This window comes from Clostridium niameyense, from assembly GCF_001243045.1.
Taxonomy (GTDB): domain Bacteria; phylum Bacillota; class Clostridia; order Clostridiales; family Clostridiaceae; genus Clostridium_F; species Clostridium_F niameyense.
Map to the genome: position 1 here is coordinate 1,557,877 of NZ_LN849007.1, position 22,527 is coordinate 1,580,403.

General features: G+C 26.2%; 17 protein-coding genes. 1 reads left to right on the forward strand and 16 read right to left on the reverse strand.

Features of this window, described 5'->3' with window-relative positions:
• Positions 1 to 6: 6 nt before the first annotated feature.
• From ptsG to BN1711_RS08435, 14 genes are all read right to left on the reverse strand, one after another.
• Positions 7 to 1,542, reverse strand: a complete 1,536-nt coding sequence (gene ptsG, locus BN1711_RS08370; protein ID WP_050607703.1) for a glucose-specific PTS transporter subunit IIBC — start codon at positions 1,540 to 1,542, stop codon at positions 7 to 9.
• A 106-nt stretch (positions 1,543 to 1,648) separates the two neighbouring features.
• Positions 1,649 to 2,470 carry a MurR/RpiR family transcriptional regulator gene (locus tag BN1711_RS08375; protein WP_050607704.1) on the reverse strand — a complete coding sequence of 274 codons (822 nt, stop codon included), beginning with the start codon at positions 2,468 to 2,470 and terminating at the stop codon, positions 1,649 to 1,651.
• A 173-nt stretch (positions 2,471 to 2,643) separates the two neighbouring features.
• Positions 2,644 to 3,987: an APC family permease gene (locus BN1711_RS08380; RefSeq protein ID WP_050607705.1), complete on the reverse strand. Its 1,344-nt coding sequence runs from the start codon at positions 3,985 to 3,987 to the stop codon at positions 2,644 to 2,646.
• Between the two features lie 204 nt (positions 3,988 to 4,191).
• On the reverse strand, positions 4,192 to 4,548 hold the full coding sequence (locus tag BN1711_RS08385; RefSeq protein ID WP_050607706.1) for a C-GCAxxG-C-C family (seleno)protein: 357 nt from the start codon (positions 4,546 to 4,548) through the stop codon (positions 4,192 to 4,194).
• Between the two features lie 116 nt (positions 4,549 to 4,664).
• A complete protein-coding gene (locus BN1711_RS08390) occupies positions 4,665 to 5,375 on the reverse strand; it encodes an ABC transporter ATP-binding protein (RefSeq protein ID WP_050607707.1) in 711 nt (236 codons plus the stop codon).
• Positions 5,376 to 5,408: 33 nt separating this feature from the next.
• Positions 5,409 to 7,913: an ABC transporter permease gene (locus BN1711_RS08395; RefSeq protein ID WP_050607708.1), complete on the reverse strand. Its 2,505-nt coding sequence runs from the start codon at positions 7,911 to 7,913 to the stop codon at positions 5,409 to 5,411.
• A gap of 762 nt (positions 7,914 to 8,675) precedes the next feature.
• Entirely contained in the window at positions 8,676 to 11,249 is a 2,574-nt protein-coding gene (locus tag BN1711_RS08400) for a 3'-5' exonuclease (RefSeq protein ID WP_050607709.1), read from the reverse strand.
• Between the two features lie 105 nt (positions 11,250 to 11,354).
• The gene (locus BN1711_RS08405) at positions 11,355 to 12,800 is read right to left on the reverse strand and encodes a TrkH family potassium uptake protein (protein ID WP_050607710.1); all 1,446 of its coding nucleotides are present in this window, start codon (positions 12,798 to 12,800) and stop codon (positions 11,355 to 11,357) included.
• Entirely contained in the window at positions 12,797 to 14,164 is a 1,368-nt protein-coding gene (trkA, locus tag BN1711_RS08410) for a Trk system potassium transporter TrkA (RefSeq protein ID WP_050607711.1), read from the reverse strand. Before trkA ends, BN1711_RS08405 begins: the two co-directional genes overlap by 4 nt.
• Positions 14,165 to 14,587: 423 nt before the next feature.
• A complete protein-coding gene (locus BN1711_RS08415) occupies positions 14,588 to 16,330 on the reverse strand; it encodes a DUF4153 domain-containing protein (protein WP_243128238.1) in 1,743 nt (580 codons plus the stop codon).
• 92 nt (positions 16,331 to 16,422) lie between these two features.
• Positions 16,423 to 17,670: an NAD(P)-dependent oxidoreductase gene (locus tag BN1711_RS08420; RefSeq protein WP_050607712.1), complete on the reverse strand. Its 1,248-nt coding sequence runs from the start codon at positions 17,668 to 17,670 to the stop codon at positions 16,423 to 16,425.
• Positions 17,671 to 17,769: 99 nt separating this feature from the next.
• Entirely contained in the window at positions 17,770 to 18,492 is a 723-nt protein-coding gene (gene bioD, locus BN1711_RS08425; RefSeq protein WP_050607713.1) for a dethiobiotin synthase, read from the reverse strand.
• Positions 18,485 to 19,462, reverse strand: a complete 978-nt coding sequence (gene bioB / locus BN1711_RS08430; RefSeq protein ID WP_050607714.1) for a biotin synthase BioB — start codon at positions 19,460 to 19,462, stop codon at positions 18,485 to 18,487. Before bioB ends, bioD begins: the two co-directional genes overlap by 8 nt.
• Positions 19,463 to 19,611: 149 nt before the next feature.
• A complete protein-coding gene (locus BN1711_RS08435) occupies positions 19,612 to 20,181 on the reverse strand; it encodes a biotin transporter BioY (RefSeq protein WP_050607715.1) in 570 nt (189 codons plus the stop codon).
• Positions 20,182 to 20,362: 181 nt separating this feature from the next.
• On the opposite strand from BN1711_RS08435, the gene BN1711_RS08440 reads away from it, so the two are divergent.
• Positions 20,363 to 20,596 carry a glycine zipper domain-containing protein gene (locus BN1711_RS08440; RefSeq protein ID WP_050607716.1) on the forward strand — a complete coding sequence of 78 codons (234 nt, stop codon included), beginning with the start codon at positions 20,363 to 20,365 and terminating at the stop codon, positions 20,594 to 20,596.
• Positions 20,597 to 20,709: 113 nt separating this feature from the next.
• Here the strand turns inward: BN1711_RS08440 and BN1711_RS08445 are convergent, their stop codons facing one another.
• Positions 20,710 to 21,825: a YibE/F family protein gene (locus BN1711_RS08445; RefSeq protein ID WP_050607717.1), complete on the reverse strand. Its 1,116-nt coding sequence runs from the start codon at positions 21,823 to 21,825 to the stop codon at positions 20,710 to 20,712.
• Between the two features lie 116 nt (positions 21,826 to 21,941).
• Positions 21,942 to 22,493: a GGDEF domain-containing protein gene (locus BN1711_RS08450; RefSeq protein ID WP_050607718.1), complete on the reverse strand. Its 552-nt coding sequence runs from the start codon at positions 22,491 to 22,493 to the stop codon at positions 21,942 to 21,944.
• Positions 22,494 to 22,527: the final 34 nt, after the last annotated feature.

A 22,527-nucleotide genomic window follows, 5' to 3' on the forward strand; every position in this document is an offset into this window, starting at 1 on the left:
TCTTTCCTATCCTATTATTTCTTCTATTTCATTTTTTACTATAGTAACTGCTGGTCCATAAATTACTTGTACTCCATTTCCTTTTAATATTACTCCCTTAGAACCAGTAGTTTTAAGCATATCTTTATCTACTAATTCTACATTTTTTACTGTAACTCTTAATCTTGTTGCACAACAATCTACTTCTTCTAAATTTTCTTTTCCACCTAAAGCTTTTATAATAGTTTCTGCTCTTTCACTCTTGTTTACTGTAGCTACTGACTCTTCTGATGATTCATCTTCTCTACCTGGAGTCTTAATATTAAATTTAACTATTAAAGTTCTAAATATTATATAATAAAGAACAAACATTCCTGCACCCAATATTGGTACCATAATCCAGTTTGTTTTTGAGTTTCCTTGTAAAACACCAAATAACATAAAGTCTATAAATCCACCTGAAAAAGTTTGTCCAATTGTTATTTTAAATATATGAGCTAACATAAATGACACTCCATCTAATAATGCGTGAATTACATATAAAAATGGAGCTATAAATAAGAATGAAAATTCTAATGGTTCTGTAATACCTGTTAAGAAAGAAGTTAGTGCTGCTGATAATAAAAATCCACCTACTTTTTTCTTATTTTCTGGTTTAGCAGTATGATACATAGCAAGTGCCGCTCCTAAAAGACCAAACATCATAGTTAAGAATCTACCGGACATAAATCTTGAAGTTCCTATAAAGAACTTTGTTGTATGTGGATCTGCTAATTGAGCAAAGAAAATCTTTTGAGTACCCTCAACTAAGACACCATTTATAACCATTGATCCTCCCAAACCTGTAGTCCAGAAAGGCATATAGAATATGTGGTGTAATCCTAAAGGTCCTAACATTCTTAAAATAAATGCATATATAAATGTTCCTACATAACCTGTCTTAGTAACTAACTCACCTACAGATGCAATTCCATGTTGAATTGGAGGCCATATAACAAATAAAACTGCTCCAACTAAAATTGCAACTACAGAAGATATTATAGGTACAAACCTCGAACCACTAAAGAAACCTAAAAATTGAGGTAATTGAGTTTTATTAAATCTATTGTGTAATATAGCTGTAACAACACCAATTATAATTCCGCCTAATACTCCTGTTTCAAGAGTTTGAACACCAAGAGCCATACCTTGTCCGACTGCTGCTATATTGTCTTCAGCTAACTTACCTGTTACTACTAATAGTGCTTTTATAGAAGTATTCATTACTAAATAAGATAATACCGCTGCAAGGCCTGCTGTTCCTTTATCGGATTTTGCAAGACCTACTGCAAGACCTACTGCAAATAATACAGGAAGATTAGCAAATACTATTTCTCCACACATACTCATTATTGTAAACACTACTTGTAACCATTGTATATTTAAAAATGGATATGCTTTTACAGTGTTAGGATTAGATAATGCTCCCCCGATGCCAAGTAAAAGTCCAGCTGCAGGTAATACTGCGATAGGTAGCATAAATGCTTTACCAAATTTTTGGGCTTTACTAAATAAATTATTCATCTTAATTCTCACTCCTTATAAAAATTATTTTCATATATATAATATCAAAGAAAATTATTTTTGTAAACAATATCAGATTTTTTTCAACAAAAAAGCCCATAAAAATTTATCTATTGGTTTCTTTGTACTTATAAATTACATCTAAGGTCTTTTCCATAGATTTAGATAACTCCTCATCTTCTAACAATATCATTGATAATATATCAACTAAATATATAATAGATAATTGACTATTTATAAAATTTTTTTCTCCAATAAATTTTGTATTATAAGTTATAAAACATAAATCAGCATACTTTGTAATAGCACTTTCTTTAAAACTTGTAATAGCCACTGTATACGCTTTTCTTTTTTGTGCCAATTTCAATCCTTCAATAACTTCATTAGTGGCTCCAGAATTTGATATACCTATTACTAAATCCTTTTCTGTAACTAAACTACTGTTCATTAGCATAATATGAGAATCTGTTATAGAATCTACTAACATTCCCATCCTTTGAAATCTATATTTTATTTCAATAGCTGTAAGAGCTGAACTACCTAAGCCATATATAAATATTTTTTCTGACTTCTTAATTTTCTCAATAAATTTAGTTATTGTTTCCTTATGTAATATTTTATTGTTACCACTTATTATAGTTTTGTAATAAGAATATATCTTTTCAAATAAATCATAAGATTTATCATTATTGTTATTATTATTATCTGCACATAGTTGCATTTTCATCTCTACAAAGTTTTTACAACCTATTTTTTTGCAAAAACGCGTAATGGTAGAATTCGATGTACCTGTCTTTTGAGCTAAATCATTAATATTAATATTATTTAAGGTACTACTATAGGCTATTATATAATCTGCTATCATTTTTTCCTTCTCTGAAAAAGATATATAGTTATTTTGTATTTGTATTAATATATTATGACCCATTTTTTCATCACCTCTTTAATTTTAAAGTATATTTTTAAATTATAATTGGTATATAATAAATTTTATAGATTAATTAAATCTTTTATAAACATTTGTAAAACTATATTATTATAACATAATAAAACAACAGGTTGTATTATATACAACCTGTTGTTTAAATATAAGAAGTTATATTATTTTTTAATTTGTACTATTTGATTATTATTTCTTTTTTTTAAATAAAAATAAACTGGAAGTCCTAATAAAGTTATAACTATACCAGATACAGCATATAAAGTACTAGTTACTAAGGTACTTATTAAAACGTATACACTTCCTAGTATACCTATTAAAGGTACTACTGGATAAAGTGGTACCGTATATGGCTTTTTTAAATCTTTAAATTTAGTTCTTAAAATAAATATTCCTGCTACTGCCATAGTAAAGAATATCCATAAAACAAACATTACAAGATTAGATAATGTATCAAAGGAACCGGATAAAACATAAAGACATGCTAAAAGAGTTTCAAATACAAAAGCATTTGTCGGAGTTCCTGATTTTTTATCTACCTTTTTAAAGAAGTTACTAAAAGGTGTAAGATTATCTTGAGCCATAGCTAATGGAATTCTAGATCCTGTCATCATATATCCATTTAGAGTTCCAAATATGGCAATTATTATTCCTGCAGAAATAATTTTTGAACCAGTACTACCAAATAAAACTACCGCAGCATCTGATGCAGGTTTTGATGAAGCTATTACAGCTTTTACAGGTACTATTTTAATTAAAGCTATATTTATAAATACATATACTATAATTGTTGTTGATATACCTATAATTATAGACTTAGGTAGATCCTTTTCAGGATTTTTAAGTTCTCCCGCCATATTACCTACATTAATCCAACCATCATAAGCCCATAAAGTACCTAGTAGTGCAGCCCCAAAACCAGATATTGTACTAGCTGAAGATCCTACATTTAAAGTAAGTCCTTTAGCTGTTCCCTTAATAAATCCTAAAGCTATTATAACTATAATAGGTAATAATTTTGCAACGGTTACAATTCCTTGGATTTTACTTACAAGTTTTGTAGAAATTATATTTAACGTCATTATAAATAATAAAAATGCCATAGCTACAATTTTCTGTTGTGTATCTGTTAATGGAATAAAATCTGTGATTTGAGTAGCTAAAATAATTCCTAATGCAGCACCTGCCCCTGGAATATACACTACAGATTGAACCCAACCTAATAAAAAGGATGCACACTCGCCATATAACTCTTTTATGTATATAAATATTCCCCCTGTTTTAGGAATAGCCGCAGCAATTTCTGCTACTGTAAGTCCAGATGCCATAGTGATTAATCCACCTATTATCCATGCTAGTATTCCTAGTTTTGGTGACCCAGCATCCTTAAAAACTATAGATGGTTTAAAAAATACTCCTGATCCTATAACCATACCTATAACTATAGCTATAGCATCAAATAATCCTAAAGTTCTTTTTAATGATTTGTCTTTAGAATTTTCCATTACTTATCCCCCCCATATATTTTACAAATTGCAAAAGAAAAACAGAAAGTAAAATAATTTAGATAGTATATCCCTTTATTTACTTCCTGCCTATTTTTTAAAATATGCAATATTTAACATTTAAATGGCATACACTTTTAGCAATTTGTTTTTATTAGCATGATTATTTTATCATGCTATGTTCATCAAATCAACAGTAGAATTCTATATGTACTCCTTTACAGTTTCATACGCATATTCTATAATTTCATCACAGGTTACACCTTTTTTCTTTAATTCTATGCAGTCAAAAGTTCCATAATCTTCTTTTATTTTGCTCATAACTTTTTTAGCAAAAGCTCTTGCTTCATTAGGATCTTTAGCACTTTCTCTTCCTTTTAAAGCTCCTACCACCATAAGTGCTCCTGTAATTGCGCCACAAGTTGTTCCTACAGCCATTCCTCCACCAAAAGGTGTTGCTATAGAAACAGGAATATTCATATTTTTTTCCTCATTTAATGCTTTTATAATAGATTCTGCGCAATTGTATCCTTCCTTATGAAATTTTACAGCTTGTGACATACTATCGTCTCCTTTATATAAAAATTTAAAATAATTATTTTATCTAATCCCATTACTATATACTTCATAAATACCCTAAAATCCTTTAATTTAAACAAAATTTATTTTTTATTTATTTATTTTGTCAAAGCCGCTTCTTTCATTAAATTTTTATTATTCACTATTTCTCCATCCTTTAGATAAATAATCCTTTCACCATAATCTGCAGATTCTCTAGAATGCGTAACATTTACTATAGTTACTCCTTTATCCTTATTTATTTTATTAAAAAGCTTCATTATGTCTGTACCAGTTTTAGAATCTAAATTACCTATAGGCTCATCTGCTAATATTAAATCTGGATTATAAATTAATGCCCTAGCAATAGCTACTCTTTGTTGTTGTCCCCCAGAAAGTTCTCTAGGAGTAGATTTTCTCTTATGAGAAAGTTCTATTATTTCTAAAATCTCATCTAATTCCTTTTTATATTTTTTAGGTTTTCCACCCTCTAATAAAATAGGTAATAAGATATTATCCTCTACAGATAAATTTTGTACCAAATTATAAAATTGAAATACGAATCCTAGTTCTGTTCTTCTTAGTTTACTTATTTTTTTATCATTTAACGTTGATATTTCTTGCCCCTTTATACAAACACTTCCGGAATTGTAATTATCTAATCCACCTATAATATATAATAAAGTACTTTTTCCACAACCTGATGGCCCCATTATAGATATAAATTCTCCCCTTAATACCTCCAAATTTATATTTTTAAGTACAGTAACCTCTTCTTTACCAACCTTATAACTTTTATACAAATTTTTAACCTGTATTATGTTTTCCATTTAATTACTCCTTTTTATAGATACCATAATCATCTATTCATATTTTATTTCTCTTACTATAGATATTTTAGAAGACTTTATAGCTGGAACCATAGATGCTATTAAAACTAATATGAATCCTAATAATCCTAAAAACAATATAATTTTTAAAGGTATATAAACCCTTATATAAGAGTCTAAAGAATAAGTTATTTCCCCTAAAAATTCTGATATATATAATCCCTCTAAAACTCCTAGTGTAGATCCTATAATTCCTATTATAAAACCTTCTATCAATATGAGTTTCACTCTTTGTACTTTGCTCATTCCAATTGATGCTAAAACCGCAAACTCCCTTTTTCTATATATAAAACTAACCATAAGATTATTCATCATACCTAAACTTCCTATTATTAAGGCCATAAGTGAAAAACTTTCTAAAGATTTCATAAGTCCTTTATTTACTTGCAAATCAGTTTTTAAATCCTGTTGTTTTGTAGTAATGACTATACCAAAATCTTGTAAATCATCTTTTAACTTCCTCTCTAATCCCTTTTGATAATTACATTTTAATCTTATTATACCCTGATCTTTATTGCTGTCTTTTCTTAGATTTTCAAAAGATATTAAAGCTCCTTGTCCGTTGCTTATAAACTCTGATTTTGCAAAACCCACTATATTATATTGTCTATATTTATTATCTAATTTTAAGTTAATTTTATCTGAAACTTTCAATTTACCTTTTTTCTCTAATACATCGCTTATTATTATATTCCTATTATCCTTTAATTTTCTTAATATAGTCCATTTATCATTACCATTATAGTCATATATACTTACATCTTTATAAAATTTTAAAAACTTATCCTGTTCTATTCCTTGTAATCTTCTTATTTTAAAATTCTTATCCTTAACCTCTATATTATCTAATAATATTTCTTGTTCAAAATCCTTCACATAATTTAATGACTCTACTTTGTCTTTAATCTTATAATCTTTAATCTGCTCCATTTTAAAATCATAATTTAAATTTTTGTAACCATTTGTAATTAATCCACTAACACTAAAAGAAGCTATATATATTACAACTACTGCAGCTATAATACTTGTAAGAAGCGTTCCATTATTAGTTAAAACTTTAGATTGAGCTATATTATATAAAGCTATAGCTCCCTCATTTCCTAAAAGCACTCTAAATACTTCTTTAAAGATAAAACAAATTATTTTAAGAACATAAGGCGTTACAAGTCCCATACCTATGAACACAGAAAATGCGCATAATATAGATAATAGAAAATTTCCCTTCCATCTATAATGATTAATGTAGACATAAGGTATGATTAAAAGTACTAAACCTATAACTAATTTACTAAAACCTAAATTTTTATTTTCTGAAAAACTTCCTAATATAATATCTTTAATAAATATTTTTGACGCTCTCAATATAGGTATAATAGAACTTACTATGCAAAGAATTATTGCCAACAAAAATGCCCATAAGAAATTCATCTTATCTATTGACACTACTGTCTTTACCCCATATTGTTTAAACATATTAGAGGAATCAGCTAGATAATATAGTATAGGTACTCCTAAAATATCTCCTAGTACCCCACCTATAATTCCATATAATAAACTTTCCATGAGCATAATTATATCTGTAGAAACCTTAGTTGCCCCTATACTCCTAAAGGTTCCTATAACAGATATTCGCTCTACTACGATTACCTTGTAAGCAGAAAAAATTATAAAACTTGCTACTAACATTACTAATATAAGCATTATATAAAATGGTATAGTGAATTGTTTCACTGTATTTTTTAAATCACTCTTGCTTATAGTTTCTGTTACTTCGCAGTCCTTAAAATTATCCTCACAATATTTTTTTATATTTGAAATATCATTTTCTTTTTTTACCTTAATTAATGCAGAAGTTATAGAAGGTTCCATTTGAAGCTCTCTACAAAAACCTTTTCTATCCATAATAATATTCATCTCTCCTGCACTCTCAGAAAAAAAACCTTTATTTATAGCAATAGCGTCCACTTTTAACTTTATTTCTTTTTTACTCACTTTAATTTTAAATATGTCACCTTTATCTAGATTTAATTTTTTACTTATACTTTTGGATATTACAACACCATTATCTTTTATATCGGTAAAATTCAATCTCTTACTTTCTTCACTTAATACTATTTTATTTATAGAATTTAATTCTTTTATATCAGATGCTTTTATATTTACTTTAAGTATATTATCTTGACTTTTATAGCTACCATCACCATCTAATACATACACTATTTTATGGTCCTTAAGCTTGTTGTTTATCTTTTCTTTGTCTATAAATGGAGATGGTTGATCTTTTTGTTTATGTAATACTAAGTTTGCATCTCCTACTTTTGACTTCATTCTTTCTAAAACCATATTTTCATATGATTTAGAAATTCCCATAGATGCAAAGCACATTGCTGTAGATACCATAACTGATATTATTATAAGCAATGACCTTAATTTTTTTTCCTTTATATTTTTAAACATAAATTTTAATAAAATTTTCATGTTATCTTCTCCTAGTTGCATATTTAATCTAAAACCACAATAAATTCTAGCTTAAATATAATTTTACTACAATATTTTTATAGTTAAAAGTGAAATATATAATAAAAAATGACTATCCATTATTAAGATAATCATTTCTTATAAATTATTTTTAATGTTATAATATAATTTGTTCACATTATTTAGATAATACTATATTATATTATTATAATATAAATAAAATTATCTTTCACATATAATTTTTAAAATAATATCCATTATAATCACATTAAATTATTAATGAAATTTATTGATATTTAAAAATATATATGCTATTATATTAAATAAAAAAATATTTCTTTAAGAACATAATATTTTTATTTTCAAGATTATATATTTACGCACAATGTGCTTATATATAATTTTTTATTTTTTAAAACTTTGGGAGGTGATTTCATGCTTGAACAAACTTTATTAATTTTAACTGAAGATGTTATAGAAGAGTGCTTAAGTGAATGCTTATCTGACTAAATTAATATAATTTTATATATTACCTTTAATTAAAACTAAAGATTATGGAGGATAGCTATGGTAGAAAATAGCCCCCTGAAACAATATATACAAAACATTTTTCTATAAAAATACCTATTAAGAATTCTATTTATAAAAATCTTAATAGGTATTTTTTAATATATTACTTTAAATTGCTCCTTATTATATTTAAATTTTGCTATATTACTTGTATTATTTTAAATATTGTTAAAATATAAGGTTCTTTTTTATTTATTTTTTATAGTTTTCCATATATTCTTTAGGTATATAATCTATAAACTTACTTTTTGATTTCTTTCTATTATGTTCATTTTGTGACCAAGTTAAATATAATGCTTTTTTAGCTCTTGTTATAGCTACATAGAATAATCTTCTTTCCTCCATTTCTTTTCCATCTTTAACAGATCTATAATTAGGAAATATATTATTCTGAAGTCCTGACAGAAATACATAATCAAATTCCGCCCCCTTAGCCTGATGAACTGTTATTACAGGTATTCTAGGATATTTTATAAGCATTCTATCTAATTCGCTATTAGACAAAGATGTAATCTTTAAAACTTCTATTAAATTATTTCTGAAACTTAAATTATCCTTTTCTATTTCTTTTGCTATAACATAAAACTCTCTTAAATTATTTATTTTGTGGGGTTCATTCTTATAAACTTCTTTTATTTTACTTAATTTTACTATTTCATTTATAATATCCTTAGGATTCTTTTTATAACTTAAATCTTTTAGATATTTTATATTTTCATATACTGTTGAAAATTTTTTTATATATTTGCTATATACTGACATTCTTTCTATTATAGTAGGTTTCACCTTTTCTTCTATCATTTTTATAAGTATATCTTTCGTAGCTAATATATCATCCATAGCATTATGACTAGACTTAGTATTAGTATTAAATAACTTACTCAAATATTCTAATTTGTAATTACTTAAATTAGGATAAAATCTTCTAGATATATCTAAGGTATCATAATATGTTTTAAAATTTGCTCTTTTTTTATTTAACCTTTCTAATTCACTACTTAATATAGAGATATCAAAGGTTACATTATGGCCAACTATTACAGTATCTTCTATAAAATCTATAAATTTTTGTAATACTGTTTCTTTATCTTCTCCTTTTTCTTTTAAATATTTATCACTAAATCCATGAACCAAATAGGAACTTCCTACAGATTTCAGTGGTTTTATAAACTTTTCAAATTTATCTATAACTTCCCCTTTATGATTTATTTTCACTGCTGCAATTTGCACTATTTCATCTTCTGTAGTATTAATCCCTGTACTTTCCACATCAAATACTACTACATTCTCATTACAAAGTTCTCTTATTAACAGCTCATAATAATCGCCATATTTTTGAGTATTTTCATGAATTAAATCTGTAAGCCGAACTCCTATTTTTAAATTTTGCTGTGTTTCTATTTTCTTTATTGTTTTATCTCCTATACCTTTGCCGAACCTTTTTAATATTCTTTTTAAACTATTTGAATCAAAATCATTTACTATAAGCTTTAAATAAGCTATAATATCCTTTATTTCTTTCCTTCTAAAAAATTTAAACTCATCTACCAAAAGAAAATATAGTCTTTCCTCTTTAGGCAATTTTGAATTTATTATTTTAAACTGTTCACTTAAACTTATATTAATTCTATTGCTTCTTGTTAGCACAGCTACCTTTGAAAAATCTTTTATTCCTAATCTCTTTATCTCATTAAATATAAACTCTGCCTCATACCTAATATCATAAGCATTTTCTATTTTTATCAAATTTCCTACTACATTAACTTTAGATTCTATACCTTTTGAATATATTTTATTTACCCCGTCTCCAAAAGCATTTAATAAATATCCATAAGAAGCTTTTAATAAGATTTCTGAAGATCTATAATTTTTATCAAAAACTATAATATTAGGATTATAATCCCTTATAAAATCATCAAATATTACAGAGGGCTTTGATCCCCTCCATTCATATATAGTTTGATAATAGTCACCGCTCATCATTACATTGTTATCCTTAAATAATTTAGAAATTATATTGTATTCTATATCACTGGTGTCTTGTACCTCATCTATATGAATAAATCTATACCTTTCTCTCCAATACCTCACTATGGTTTCTTTCTTAAATAAATTATACACATTTATAATTAAATCATTAAAATCTAAAGCATGACTTTCATATAGCTGCTTATCATAATTTTCTACTAATAAATATCCATATATTTTTAAATAATCTACTAAAGTTTTATCTACTATGTAATTTTCACTTTTACATATATCATTAAATATATTTTCATTATATTTAGCCATAGAATCTATTATTTCTTTATAATTTTTATTTTTATAATATAAACTTCTTTCCTTAACCCTATCAATAAATTTTTGAAGACAATAAGTGTTAAATTTATAAGGATTAAAATCTCCTATAATTTCTCTTGCATCTTCCTCATCATATACAATAAAGTCAAAGGATATATCCGTATTTTTCTTTGATTCCTTTTTTATTATGTCAAAACAAAAACTATGAAAAGTTTTTACTGTTACTTTTAAAGCTTCTTCCCCAATTGTAGTTAGTATTTTTTCTTTCATCTCCTTGCAAGCTCTATTTGTAAAAGTCAAGCAAAGAATTTCTTCTCCATGAGCTAACTTTTTATTTATTATATTTTCTATTCTATAGCTTAAAGTTTGAGTTTTTCCTGTGCCTGCTGAAGACAAAAGAAGTATATTTTTATTTAAAGTATTGATTACTTCTTGTTGTTTACTATTAATTTGTATATTTTTCACAAGCTATTCCCCCTAACACTAAACTTATAAATAAAAAGCTAAGTAATTTGAATATACTATAGTAATATAATACATTCAAGTTACTTAGCTCGTAATTTCTATATTTTAAGCTTTTCTCCATCTAGAAGGTCTTAACATAACTAACAATGGATATATTTCCAACCTTCCAAACAGCATACAAAAAGAGAATACAATCTTACTAAAAGGTGAATAACTGCCAAAGTTTCCAGCAGGACCTACTACCTTAAAACCAGGTCCTATGTTTCCTACCGTAGCTAAAACTGATGAAATGGTCGTTTCTAAATCCATGCCATCTACAGATACTAAAAGTACTGCAATTATAATAATGGCAATATAAGAAAATACAAATAATCCTACACTATATATTAAATCATCGTCAACTACCTTACCATCTAATTTTACTGAATTAACCATCTTAGGATGAATGATCTTATTTATTTCACCTTTCATAGCCTTAAATAACAAAACTATACGTACAGTTTTAATTCCTCCTCCAGTAGAACCTGCACAACATCCTGTTAGCATTAATACTGCTAAAATTGATTTACTGAGGGTTGGCCACAAGTCAAAATTAGTAGTAGAATAACCTGTTGTGGTTACAATAGATGCTACCTGAAAAGAAGACTGCCTAAATCCTTCTTTAAAGGAATTTCCGTACATTCCTTTAATGTTAAATGCTATTACTAACATAGCAAGTAATACCATTCCTAAATAATACCTTACTTCTTCATTTTTCAGTGCCTGTTTTACATTTCCTTCTAACAATTGAAAATAAAAATTAAAATTAACTCCAAAAAGTAACATGAATACTGTAATTATAACTTCTACATAAACATTATTGTATGCACCAACACTACTATTCATGTTAGAAAATCCTCCAGTACCTGCTGTACCAAAAGCATGTATTAAAGCATCATAAGGTAATAATCCTGCCATCAAAAGTAATACTATCTCTATTACAGTCATAGCAAAATATACTAAATACATTAATTTAGCTGTTTGTTTTATCCTAGGTGCAATCTTACCTGGGGTTGGGCCTGGACTTTCAGCTTTTAATAAATGTATGGTATTTCCACCAACAGAAGGCATTAAAGCTAATGTAAATATTAAAATTCCCATACCTCCTACCCAATGAGTAAAACTTCTCCAAAATAATATCCCCTTAGGTAAAGATTGTACTTCTCCTAATATAGTAGCCCCAGTAGTAGTAAATCCTGAAACTGTTTCAAATATACAATCTACAAAGGAAGGTATTGCTCCACTTATATAAAATGGTAGTGCCCCTAATAAAGATATAACTATCCAGCAAACAGAAACACTTAAGAATCCCTCTTTTGCATAGAAAGTTTTATTTTTAGGTTTAATCCTAGACATTAAGAATCCTATAAATAACATTATTGCAATAGTTATAGCAAAACTACTACTATCTCCTCCACCATAATGCATAGAAACTATAAGTGGAAATATCATAACTAAGGCTTCATATTTTACTACATTGCCTAATATCTTAAATACTATTGGGTAGTTCATATTAAACTACCTCCCTCTAATATATCATTAATATCTGTTACATTTTTTATATCTGTTATAATAATGACACTGTCTCCTTTTTGGATATAATCATTTCCTGATGGTATTATAATATCACTGTTTCTTACTATGGCTGCAATTAACACACCTTTTTTAATTTTTATATCTTTTAAAGGTATATTTAAACATTTAATAGTATCATTTGCTGAGAATTCTAAAGCTTCAGCCTGTTCTCCAACTATTTTATATAAATTTTCGATAAAGTTTCCTTTTTTATTTTTTAACCCTCTTATGTATCTTATTATTTTATTTGCAGTTATCATTTTAGGGCTTATAACACTTTCAACCCCTACATTTTTTACTATACGATTATAGTTTACTCTAGTTATTTTTGTTATAACATTATGGACACCCGAATTCAAAGCAAACAGTGATGCAACTATATTTTCTTCGTCTCTATCTGTTAAAGCTATAAAAGCATCCATTTCAGGTAAATTTTCTGACTCTAAAAGCTCCTGCTCTGTTCCATCTCCATTTATAATAATTCCTTCTGGTATTGATTCATTTAATTCCTTACATTTATTGTAGTTCTTTTCAATAATTTTTATTTTTGCTCCAACTTTATTAATTAATTTAGTAAGATAATAGGTTATTCTTCCCCCACCTATAATTAAAACCCTCTTAATCTTCTTTTGATTTTTACCCAAGTATTTTAAAAACACTGATATATTATCTTGTTTACCTATAATGTAAACTTTGTCATTGTTTTTAAAAATAAAATCCGCCGTAGGCATTAAAACTTTATCATCTCGCTCTACTGTACAAAACAATATAGAATACTTTTCAGAATTAATATCACGTATAGATTTTCCTATTATAAAATCATCTTCTTTAATTCTAAAACTAACTAAACCTACTTTACCTTGCGCAAAACTTTCTACACTAGATACTCGTTGTAATTTTATAAGTTGTGAAATTTCTAATGCTGCTTCCTTTTCTGGATTTATTATCATATCAATATCCAGCTCTTTTTTTAGCATTGTAAGTTCCTCTGCATACTCTGGATCTCTGATTCTTGCTATAGTATGTTTAGCTCCAAATTTTTTAGCGGCTAAACAGCATAGCATATTTCTTTCATCACTATTAGTTACTGCAATTACTACATCTGCATTGTTAACTTCAGCTTCTTTTAAAACATTTACTCTCGTACCATTTCCCTTAATACACATTATATCTAAATTATCTATAGCCTTTTTTAAAGCTTCTGCACTCTTATCAATGACTATAACATCATTTCCTTCTTGAGATAAATGTTTAGCTAAAGTATAACCTACTTTACCATCTCCTATAATAATAATATGCATGTCTATCCTACCTATCCTTTCATAAAATCAACACATATACTATTAAAAAGCAAAAATAAAAGCTATCTCCAAAATAAGACTTATTTTGGACCCATAGCTATTGTATTTTACATGCTAATGCTATATTTATGAAATATATTACAATATAGTATATATTACTGCAAAATATATCCATCACTAATTATAATACTTTTTTTCTAAAAATCTAATTGACTACTTATTATAAAAGCCAAATACTATTGTTTATATCAACTTTGCTCCTATTATCTATTGTTTATTATATAAGTTAATAATAAGAAACCTTAGATGCAAATTTTGTAATATTATAAAAATAATCTCTTATTTTGCTTAATATCTATATAATAATATATTAAATAAATATTGGATTCATAAAAATGGGGAGATAGATCTGCATTTACAGATCTATCTTTTAATCTTTACTAACATATAAAATTGAAGATTCTTATCTCTTATATTATTAGTAGAATAATCTTTTCTTGCTGATACATTATTAAATACAAACTTAATCTTAATTTTATTATTTTCTTCAACAAAAATCATATCTTCTGAAGAAATAATATCATTCTTTATACTAGACCCATACTTTTTAATAAGTTCATCTAAGAAAACTGTTAAGTCCTTTTTATACATTTCTTTTTCTTTAAGTCTTACTATAAGTATACTAGATTTCTCATCATAAATTACTTTTATATCATTATTGGTTATAGCATTTTCCTCATAGTAATTTGTAAAATCAAATAAATAATCATATCCATTAATATTAATACTCTTATCAGAAGGATTTTTTACAAAATGAATAAATTCTTCTTGATAATTTAAAATCTCCTCATAGTTAAATCCAAATATATTTTTCATATCTTTAATTTTAAAATTCTTAGGAACATATTTAATATCCTGTATATTGTGATTATTGTTAAAATATCCAACTATACTTATTATTTCTGATTTATCTTTTTTGGATATTGTAGTAGGTGCTTTTTTTATTTTTTCATTTTGTAACATATTATTTTTTACAAGTACTTTTTTTAGTCTATTATTTTGACTATATTTTGAAATAGAATAACTACTTAAAGGTCCCACTACAGATACTATAATAATTATAAATAAAACTATAGTAAGATTTAAATTCTTAACATGCTTAGAAAAAATATAATAAAGCATTACTCCTAGTACCCATATTCCTAAAATAATTACATAGTATCTATTCTCAGTTATTCCATAAGCTTTTACTCTTATACCCATAGAAGCAAACATTGTCATCATTATAGGCACTATTATTATAGGCATATATATCATAAATTTCCTTATCCAGTTTACACCATTTTTAATAGGGGTTACAAAAAACAATACACCTACCACTAAAATAGAATACCATAAAACCAAGTGGGAAACTAACCCAGTGGGCCATTGTCTAGTAATTATTATTTTTCCGAAATATATATATAATATAATTGTGTATATAAATATTAAAGGGATTATAATATATAAAATCAAGATTTTTAAACCCCTTGGATAATCTTCTTCCTTAAACTTCTCATTAATAAAAGGTATATTAGATAAAAAATAACAAGGAAAAAACATTAACCATACAACACTTAAAGTATCATAATATATTGATGCCCTAATATTCACCCCTAAAAGTTTATTTATCGTAAATAAACTAAGTGCTAACCCTATAAATAAGACAACTGAATAAATAGCTGTAGCAAATAAACTTGTAAATACCCTTATAATATACATTTCAAATTGTTTTTCTCTTTTAATATAAGGTATAAATAAAAATCCAATATAAAAAGCCACACTTAATCCAACATATCTAGTAATAGACGTAAAATTTAGTTTTTGTAAGAAAAAATAATAATAAAATATCAAAAATACAGCTTCTATAAAATAATATACAGCCTCTTTATATTTATTTTTTTCATTATATCTTTCAAAAAAAACTTTGATGCAAAGAGAAAACGGAATAGCTAAGGCAAAAATTAATATTATTCTATTTAGATTATATGGACTTTTTAATATTAATTCATTCTTTATTATGACCATAATTCCTACAATAATAGATACTATCATAGGTACAGGAAATCTTTTAAATCCTCTTTTAATTACTTTGTTTATATTATTAAATGTATCTTTAAGTTTCATACTTCATCACCCTTTATAAAAAATATTTAGCCTATATTTTTATAATAACAATAATACAAAAAAATATAGGCTAATTTTTGCTTATCTATTATTTATTTTAAAGATTTACAATATTCATCTATACTATTTGCAACAATCTTAGCATTATATACCGCCTCTACTACAGTTTTAGCACCTGTAACAACATCCCCTGAAGCAAATACTCCAGTAAGAGTTGTATGACCTTTTTCATCTGTTACCAATAATCCATGTTCATTGATTTTAATATTTTTAGTGCTAGAAACTATATTACTCTTAGGTGCTTGACTAACAGCAATTATAACAGAATCACATTTAAATATTTCTTCTGTTCCTTCAATATTTTTAGTTCCTACCCTTCCATTTTCATATATAATTTTCTCTGTTGATATAATCTTTATTCCTTCATCTACTATTTCCACAGGAGCTTTTAATATATTAAATTTTACTCCTTCTTTTTTTGCTTCCTCTATTTCTGCTTTAGTTGCTTTCATTTCCTCAAAGCCTTTTCTATATAAAATATGTACTTCTGCTCCGTTTCTATTAGCAGTTCTTGCAGCATCCATAGCTACATTACCAGCCCCTATTACTGCTACCTTTTTACCCACATTAAAAGAACTAGGTGACTTTAAATAATCTATAGCATAATTAACATGCCCCAAAGTTTCGCCCTTTATGTTTAAAGGTTTTGGATTCCATACACCAGTACCAATAAAAATAGCCTTATATCCATCTCTAAACATATTATCTAAAGTAATTACTGGTCCTACTAACGAGTTATATCTAATTTTAACATTTAACTCTAATAATCTCTTTTCTATAGTATCTAATATACCTTTATCTAACCTAAAGTTAGGTATACCAAATCTTAATACTCCACCTAACTTAGAATGTTTTTCAAATATAGTAACTGAATATCCTTTTTTAGCTAATATAAATGCTAATGTAATTCCCGCTGGACCAGAACCTATAATAGATATTTTATCTTTTAAATTTACTTCTTGTTTAAAATTTACATTTTCTATAAATTTTCTAGATACGTAATACTCTATAGATGCAAAATCCACAGGCTCCCCTTTAATTCCCTTAATACAATTTCCCCTACATTGTGATTCATGAGGACAAATTACTGAACATACTACAGACAATGGATTATTTTCAAATAATATCTCCCCTGCTTCTTTTATCTTATCTTCCTTAAATAATCCTATGATTCTTGGTATATCTGTATTTATAGGACAATGCTCTTTACATCTAGCATTTTTACACCTTAAGCATCTTCCACTTTCCTGTAATAATTCATCTACTGTTAGTTTACTCATGAATAAGCCTCCTATTAAAAATAAAATTATAAAATTTATGATATTTTCTCCCTAGAATATATTTTGCCATAAATCATCATTTTAATCTACTTAAATTTATTAATAAATATTATTCATAGCTTTAATTAAAATATCTACATTAATCGCTTTATTCATTTCTTTTTTTAAACTCTTTATATCTAATTTTTCTTCATTTATAAAATTCACTACTGCTAGTATTTGTATATCTATGAGCTTTTTTATCATATTTATATTATCATTACAAGCTAAAGAATTTTCATAACCATTAATTATTATACCTTTAACTTTTATTCCCAGACTTTTAATATATTTTATAGTAAGTATAGTATGATTTATAGTTCCAACACCAGCCCTAGCTACAACTATTACATCCATATTTAGATCTTTTATTAAATCCTCTAAAAGATAAACTCCATGTTCATTATCTATTAAAGGACATATTATGCCTCCACTACCCTCAGCTATAATATAATCATACTTTTTCTTTAAATAATTATATTTTTCTTTAACTTTTTCTATGTTTATGGGGTTATTTTCTATATTTCCTGCTAAATGTGGAGATACAGCCGTTTCATACATATAAGGAGTAATATTTTCAAGACTTTCCTGTAATTCACTTACCTCCCTTACAAAACTAGCATCGCAAATGATTTTATCTTTACTTTTAGAATATCCACTTAATGCAGCTTTAAAATATGTAGCATTATATCCTCTACTTCTTAATAAATACATTAATCCTGCAGTTACAACAGTTTTTCCTACTTCTGTATCTGTTCCTGTTATAAATATTCCCTTAGTCATTATTTTTAACTTCCAGACCTAAATTATTAATCATATTTATATCATCTTTAATTTTATTTCCTGAAGTAGTTAAATAATTTCCTGATATAGTGGCACTAACTCCAACCTTAAAACAGCTCTCACCAAAGTTTTCTATAAGATTTCTTCCTCCTGCTAGTCGAATATCAGCTTTAGGATTTATAAATCTAAAAATAGCCATGGTTTTAAGTATTTCTTTCTGAGTTAAGGGTTTAGCCTCTTGAAGTGGTGTTCCTTTAATGGGATTTAGAACATTTATGGGTATAGATTTAATATTTAAACTGTTAAGTTCAAAAGCTAAATCTATTCTATCTTTCATACTCTCTCCTAAACCAATAATTCCGCCACAACAGACTTTTAATCCTGCCCTCTGAGCATTTTTTATGGTATTTATTCTTTCGTCATAAGAATGGGTTGTACATATTTTTTTATAATAATTTCTGTTAGTTTCTAAATTATGATGATAAGTACTTACTCCTACTTTTTTTAAACTCACTAATTGTTCATAAGTTAAAATTCCTAAAGACGCACATAAATCTATATTAACTTTTTCCCTCAATGTTTTATATATTCTTACAATTTCATAAAATTCTTTTCCCAAAAGGCCTCTTCCACTAGTTACTAAAGAAAATTTATTTATGCCTTCCTTTTCATTTTCTAAAGCTAACTTAATAGCCTCATCTTTATCAACAATTCCATGAACTTTCACATCAGTATTATACCTTATAGATTGAGCACAAAATTTACAATCCTCACTGCATCTTCCTGATTTTGCATTCATTATAGAACATAAATCAACTTTGTTTCCCATAAATTTTTCTCTTATTCTATTAGCTCCATGAAATAATTTTTGTAAATCTTCTTCATTTAAATTATCCAAATAAATAGCTTGATCTTTAGTAATAATTTTATTTTCATAAATTTTATTTTCTAGATCTTTTATTATACTCAAATTTCCCACCCCTATATAATTGAATGTTATATTTTTATAAGAGTCTTTTATAAAATACTACACTATATTTTATATATCTTAATTAAATAGATTATTGTCTAATTAATATTAAATTAAAATATTATATTGTTAAATCACAATTTTTACTATTAATTAGCTATAGTTTTATTAGTATTAAAACCAATTTTTTCAAGTACGGGATATACCCTTGCTGCAACTATAGACGTTATTAGTGTTAAAACTAAATCTTCTGGAAATCCTAAAATAAACCCATAATAAATTATCCACTTTATATTTTTGACCTGAGAAGAAAATACATTATAGATAAGATACATATGTATAAGACCTAGAACATCCACAATTATCAACCCTAAGAATACAATTAAAAATATCTTTATCACTATAATCTTTTTTACTCTTTCTGTAATTTTTCCCATGAAATAAGCTGCTACTATAAATCCTATTAAAAATCCAAAAGTAGGTTTAAATATGTATGAAAATCCACCACCCTCAGTGAATATAGGTATTCCTATTAGTCCTGTAATTACATATACTAATTGAGATAAAGCTCCCATTCTTCCTCCTAAAAGTATAGCGGATAATGCACAAAACATAAATTGCAAAGTAAAAGGTACATAAGGTATAGGAATTTTAATAAAAGCTCCTATAGCTGTTAATGCTGCAAATAAAGATACTAAAATTACATTTTTAACTTTCAATATTAATTCCTCCTAATTTTTCATTTGATTTTTATTCTATAATACACTAATAAATTTACTTTGTAAATCAAAATATTTTATATGGTTAACAATATATCTTTTTATCTTTAATAATGATTCTCCTTATTAAAGTGTATGCTATAATCAGTATATAATCTTATATTTAGTGGAGGGATTTAATATGAAAGACAGAAAAACAGATGAAATCATTGAATCATCAAATGATATAGAAGATAACGATCCTGAAGATATAGATAACAGTGATAACTTAGCCATTGGCATCTGCCTAGGGATGTGTATAGGGGGATCCTTAGGTTATGTTCTTTTTAAAAACTTTTCAATAGGAATGTGTATAGGACTGAGTATTGGAATTGCTATTGGTACTACTCTTGATAGTAGTAAAAAGAAGAACTAAATATACAATTTAATTTTTAAATATGTTAGGAATATTATTAAATTTTCAATATAACTAAAAGAGTTTTCTCCTAATTATTTAAAGAAAACTCTTTTTATAATTTATTTAAAATTTTATTCTTCATCTACTCCTATAAGTCCTACTGCTAAAGTAGTTATAGGTATAGTAAATGCAAGTCCTATGCTACCACATAAAGCTTGTAGTACTTCTGCTGCCATGACATCTTGATTTAACATTCTTGCAAAAGGCAAATTATATGAAGATATAAACATTAAAGTGTACATAGCCCCTCCTGCATAAGCTAATATTAAAGTATTAGCCATGGTTCCCATAATATCCCTTCCAACATTCATACCAGCCTTCATTAATTGGGACTTAGTCATATTAGGATTATTTATTTTAATCTCTTTCATAGAAGATGATATTGACATACTTATATCCATTACAGCTCCTAGTGCGCCCATAAGTATTCCCGCAAACAATAGACCTTTAAAATTAAATTTAGGATTTTGAGTTATATATATAAGCATCTCTGCCTGTTCATCACCAAAACCTATAATTTGAAGAACATAGCTACTGAAAAGTGCTATTCCCCCCGCTATCATAACCCCACCTAAAGTGCCTATAATAGCTGCTAGACTCTTTTTATTTCTACCACTTATTATTAATAAGTTTAAAATACTTACACCTATACATATTACTATAGAAGAAAATATAGGACTAAAGCCTTTCATTATTAAAGGTATAAGTACTTTTAAAACTGCATAGCCTGTTATTAAAAGTGCTAAAATTGATCTAACTCCTTGCATTCCTCCCATTATAGCTAAAAGTGATAAAAATAAAAGGATTATAATAGTTAAATATTTATATCTAACTATTTCATATATATAAGCCTTTTTTATGTTATTTTTATTATCCTTATCTATATTAACTAGAACTTCATTACCTTTATGTGCAGAAGTTTGATGATAAGTCTTATCATTGATCAAGTTATCCATAACAAGGATTTTATTTTTAAAATCTCCATTTAGTATTTTAACTTTTACTTTATTCCTAGACATTTGAACTGACTTATTTTCATTTCCTACTTCCTCTATTATTTTTCCATGAATTACATCTTGCCTTATATACCTTCCTGGAATAAGCATAAAAATAATAACTAATATGGTTAATATAATAATTTTAATGTCTGATTTGCTCAGTTCCTTTATTTTGTTTGTTATTTTCATTATATTTTCATTCCTTACCTAATATTAATATTTAATTACAAAATCCGTGTTATATTTTGGATATACTTAAGCATTGTGTATACACTAAACACTTTAGTAATATTATAACAAATATATTAACACATGACATTATCATATTTATTTTTATACATATTTTGATCTGCAACACATATTAAATCACTACAAGAAAGGCATTTCTTTTCTAATTGAGCAAAGCCAACACTTAAACTTACTTCATACTTATAACTTAATGTTTGTTCCTTTAATTTATTATCCATAATATTATATAGTACCTTAGTAATATTTAAATCCTTTCCTAAAAAAACCATTACAAATTCATCTCCACCAAATCTAAATATAAAATCTTCTTTTTTCATATTTTTCTTTATAACTTCTCCTACTAGGGAAAGAACTTTATCCCCTTCATTATGTCCATATTTATCATTTATACATTTTAGCTTATTTACATCAATAAAACCTATAGTTAAAAAGCTATTATTTAATTTTGCAATTTTAACTTTATCTTCCAATAATTTTAAACCATATCTTCTATTAAAAACTTTAGTAAGAGAATCTATTCCAGCCCAATATTTTATTTTTTCTATTATTTTATCCCTACTTCTCAGTTCATATATTAATTCTTCTTTATTCATTTTTTCATATTCCATATCAGATAAATTGCTCCCCCTTTTTATTAATACA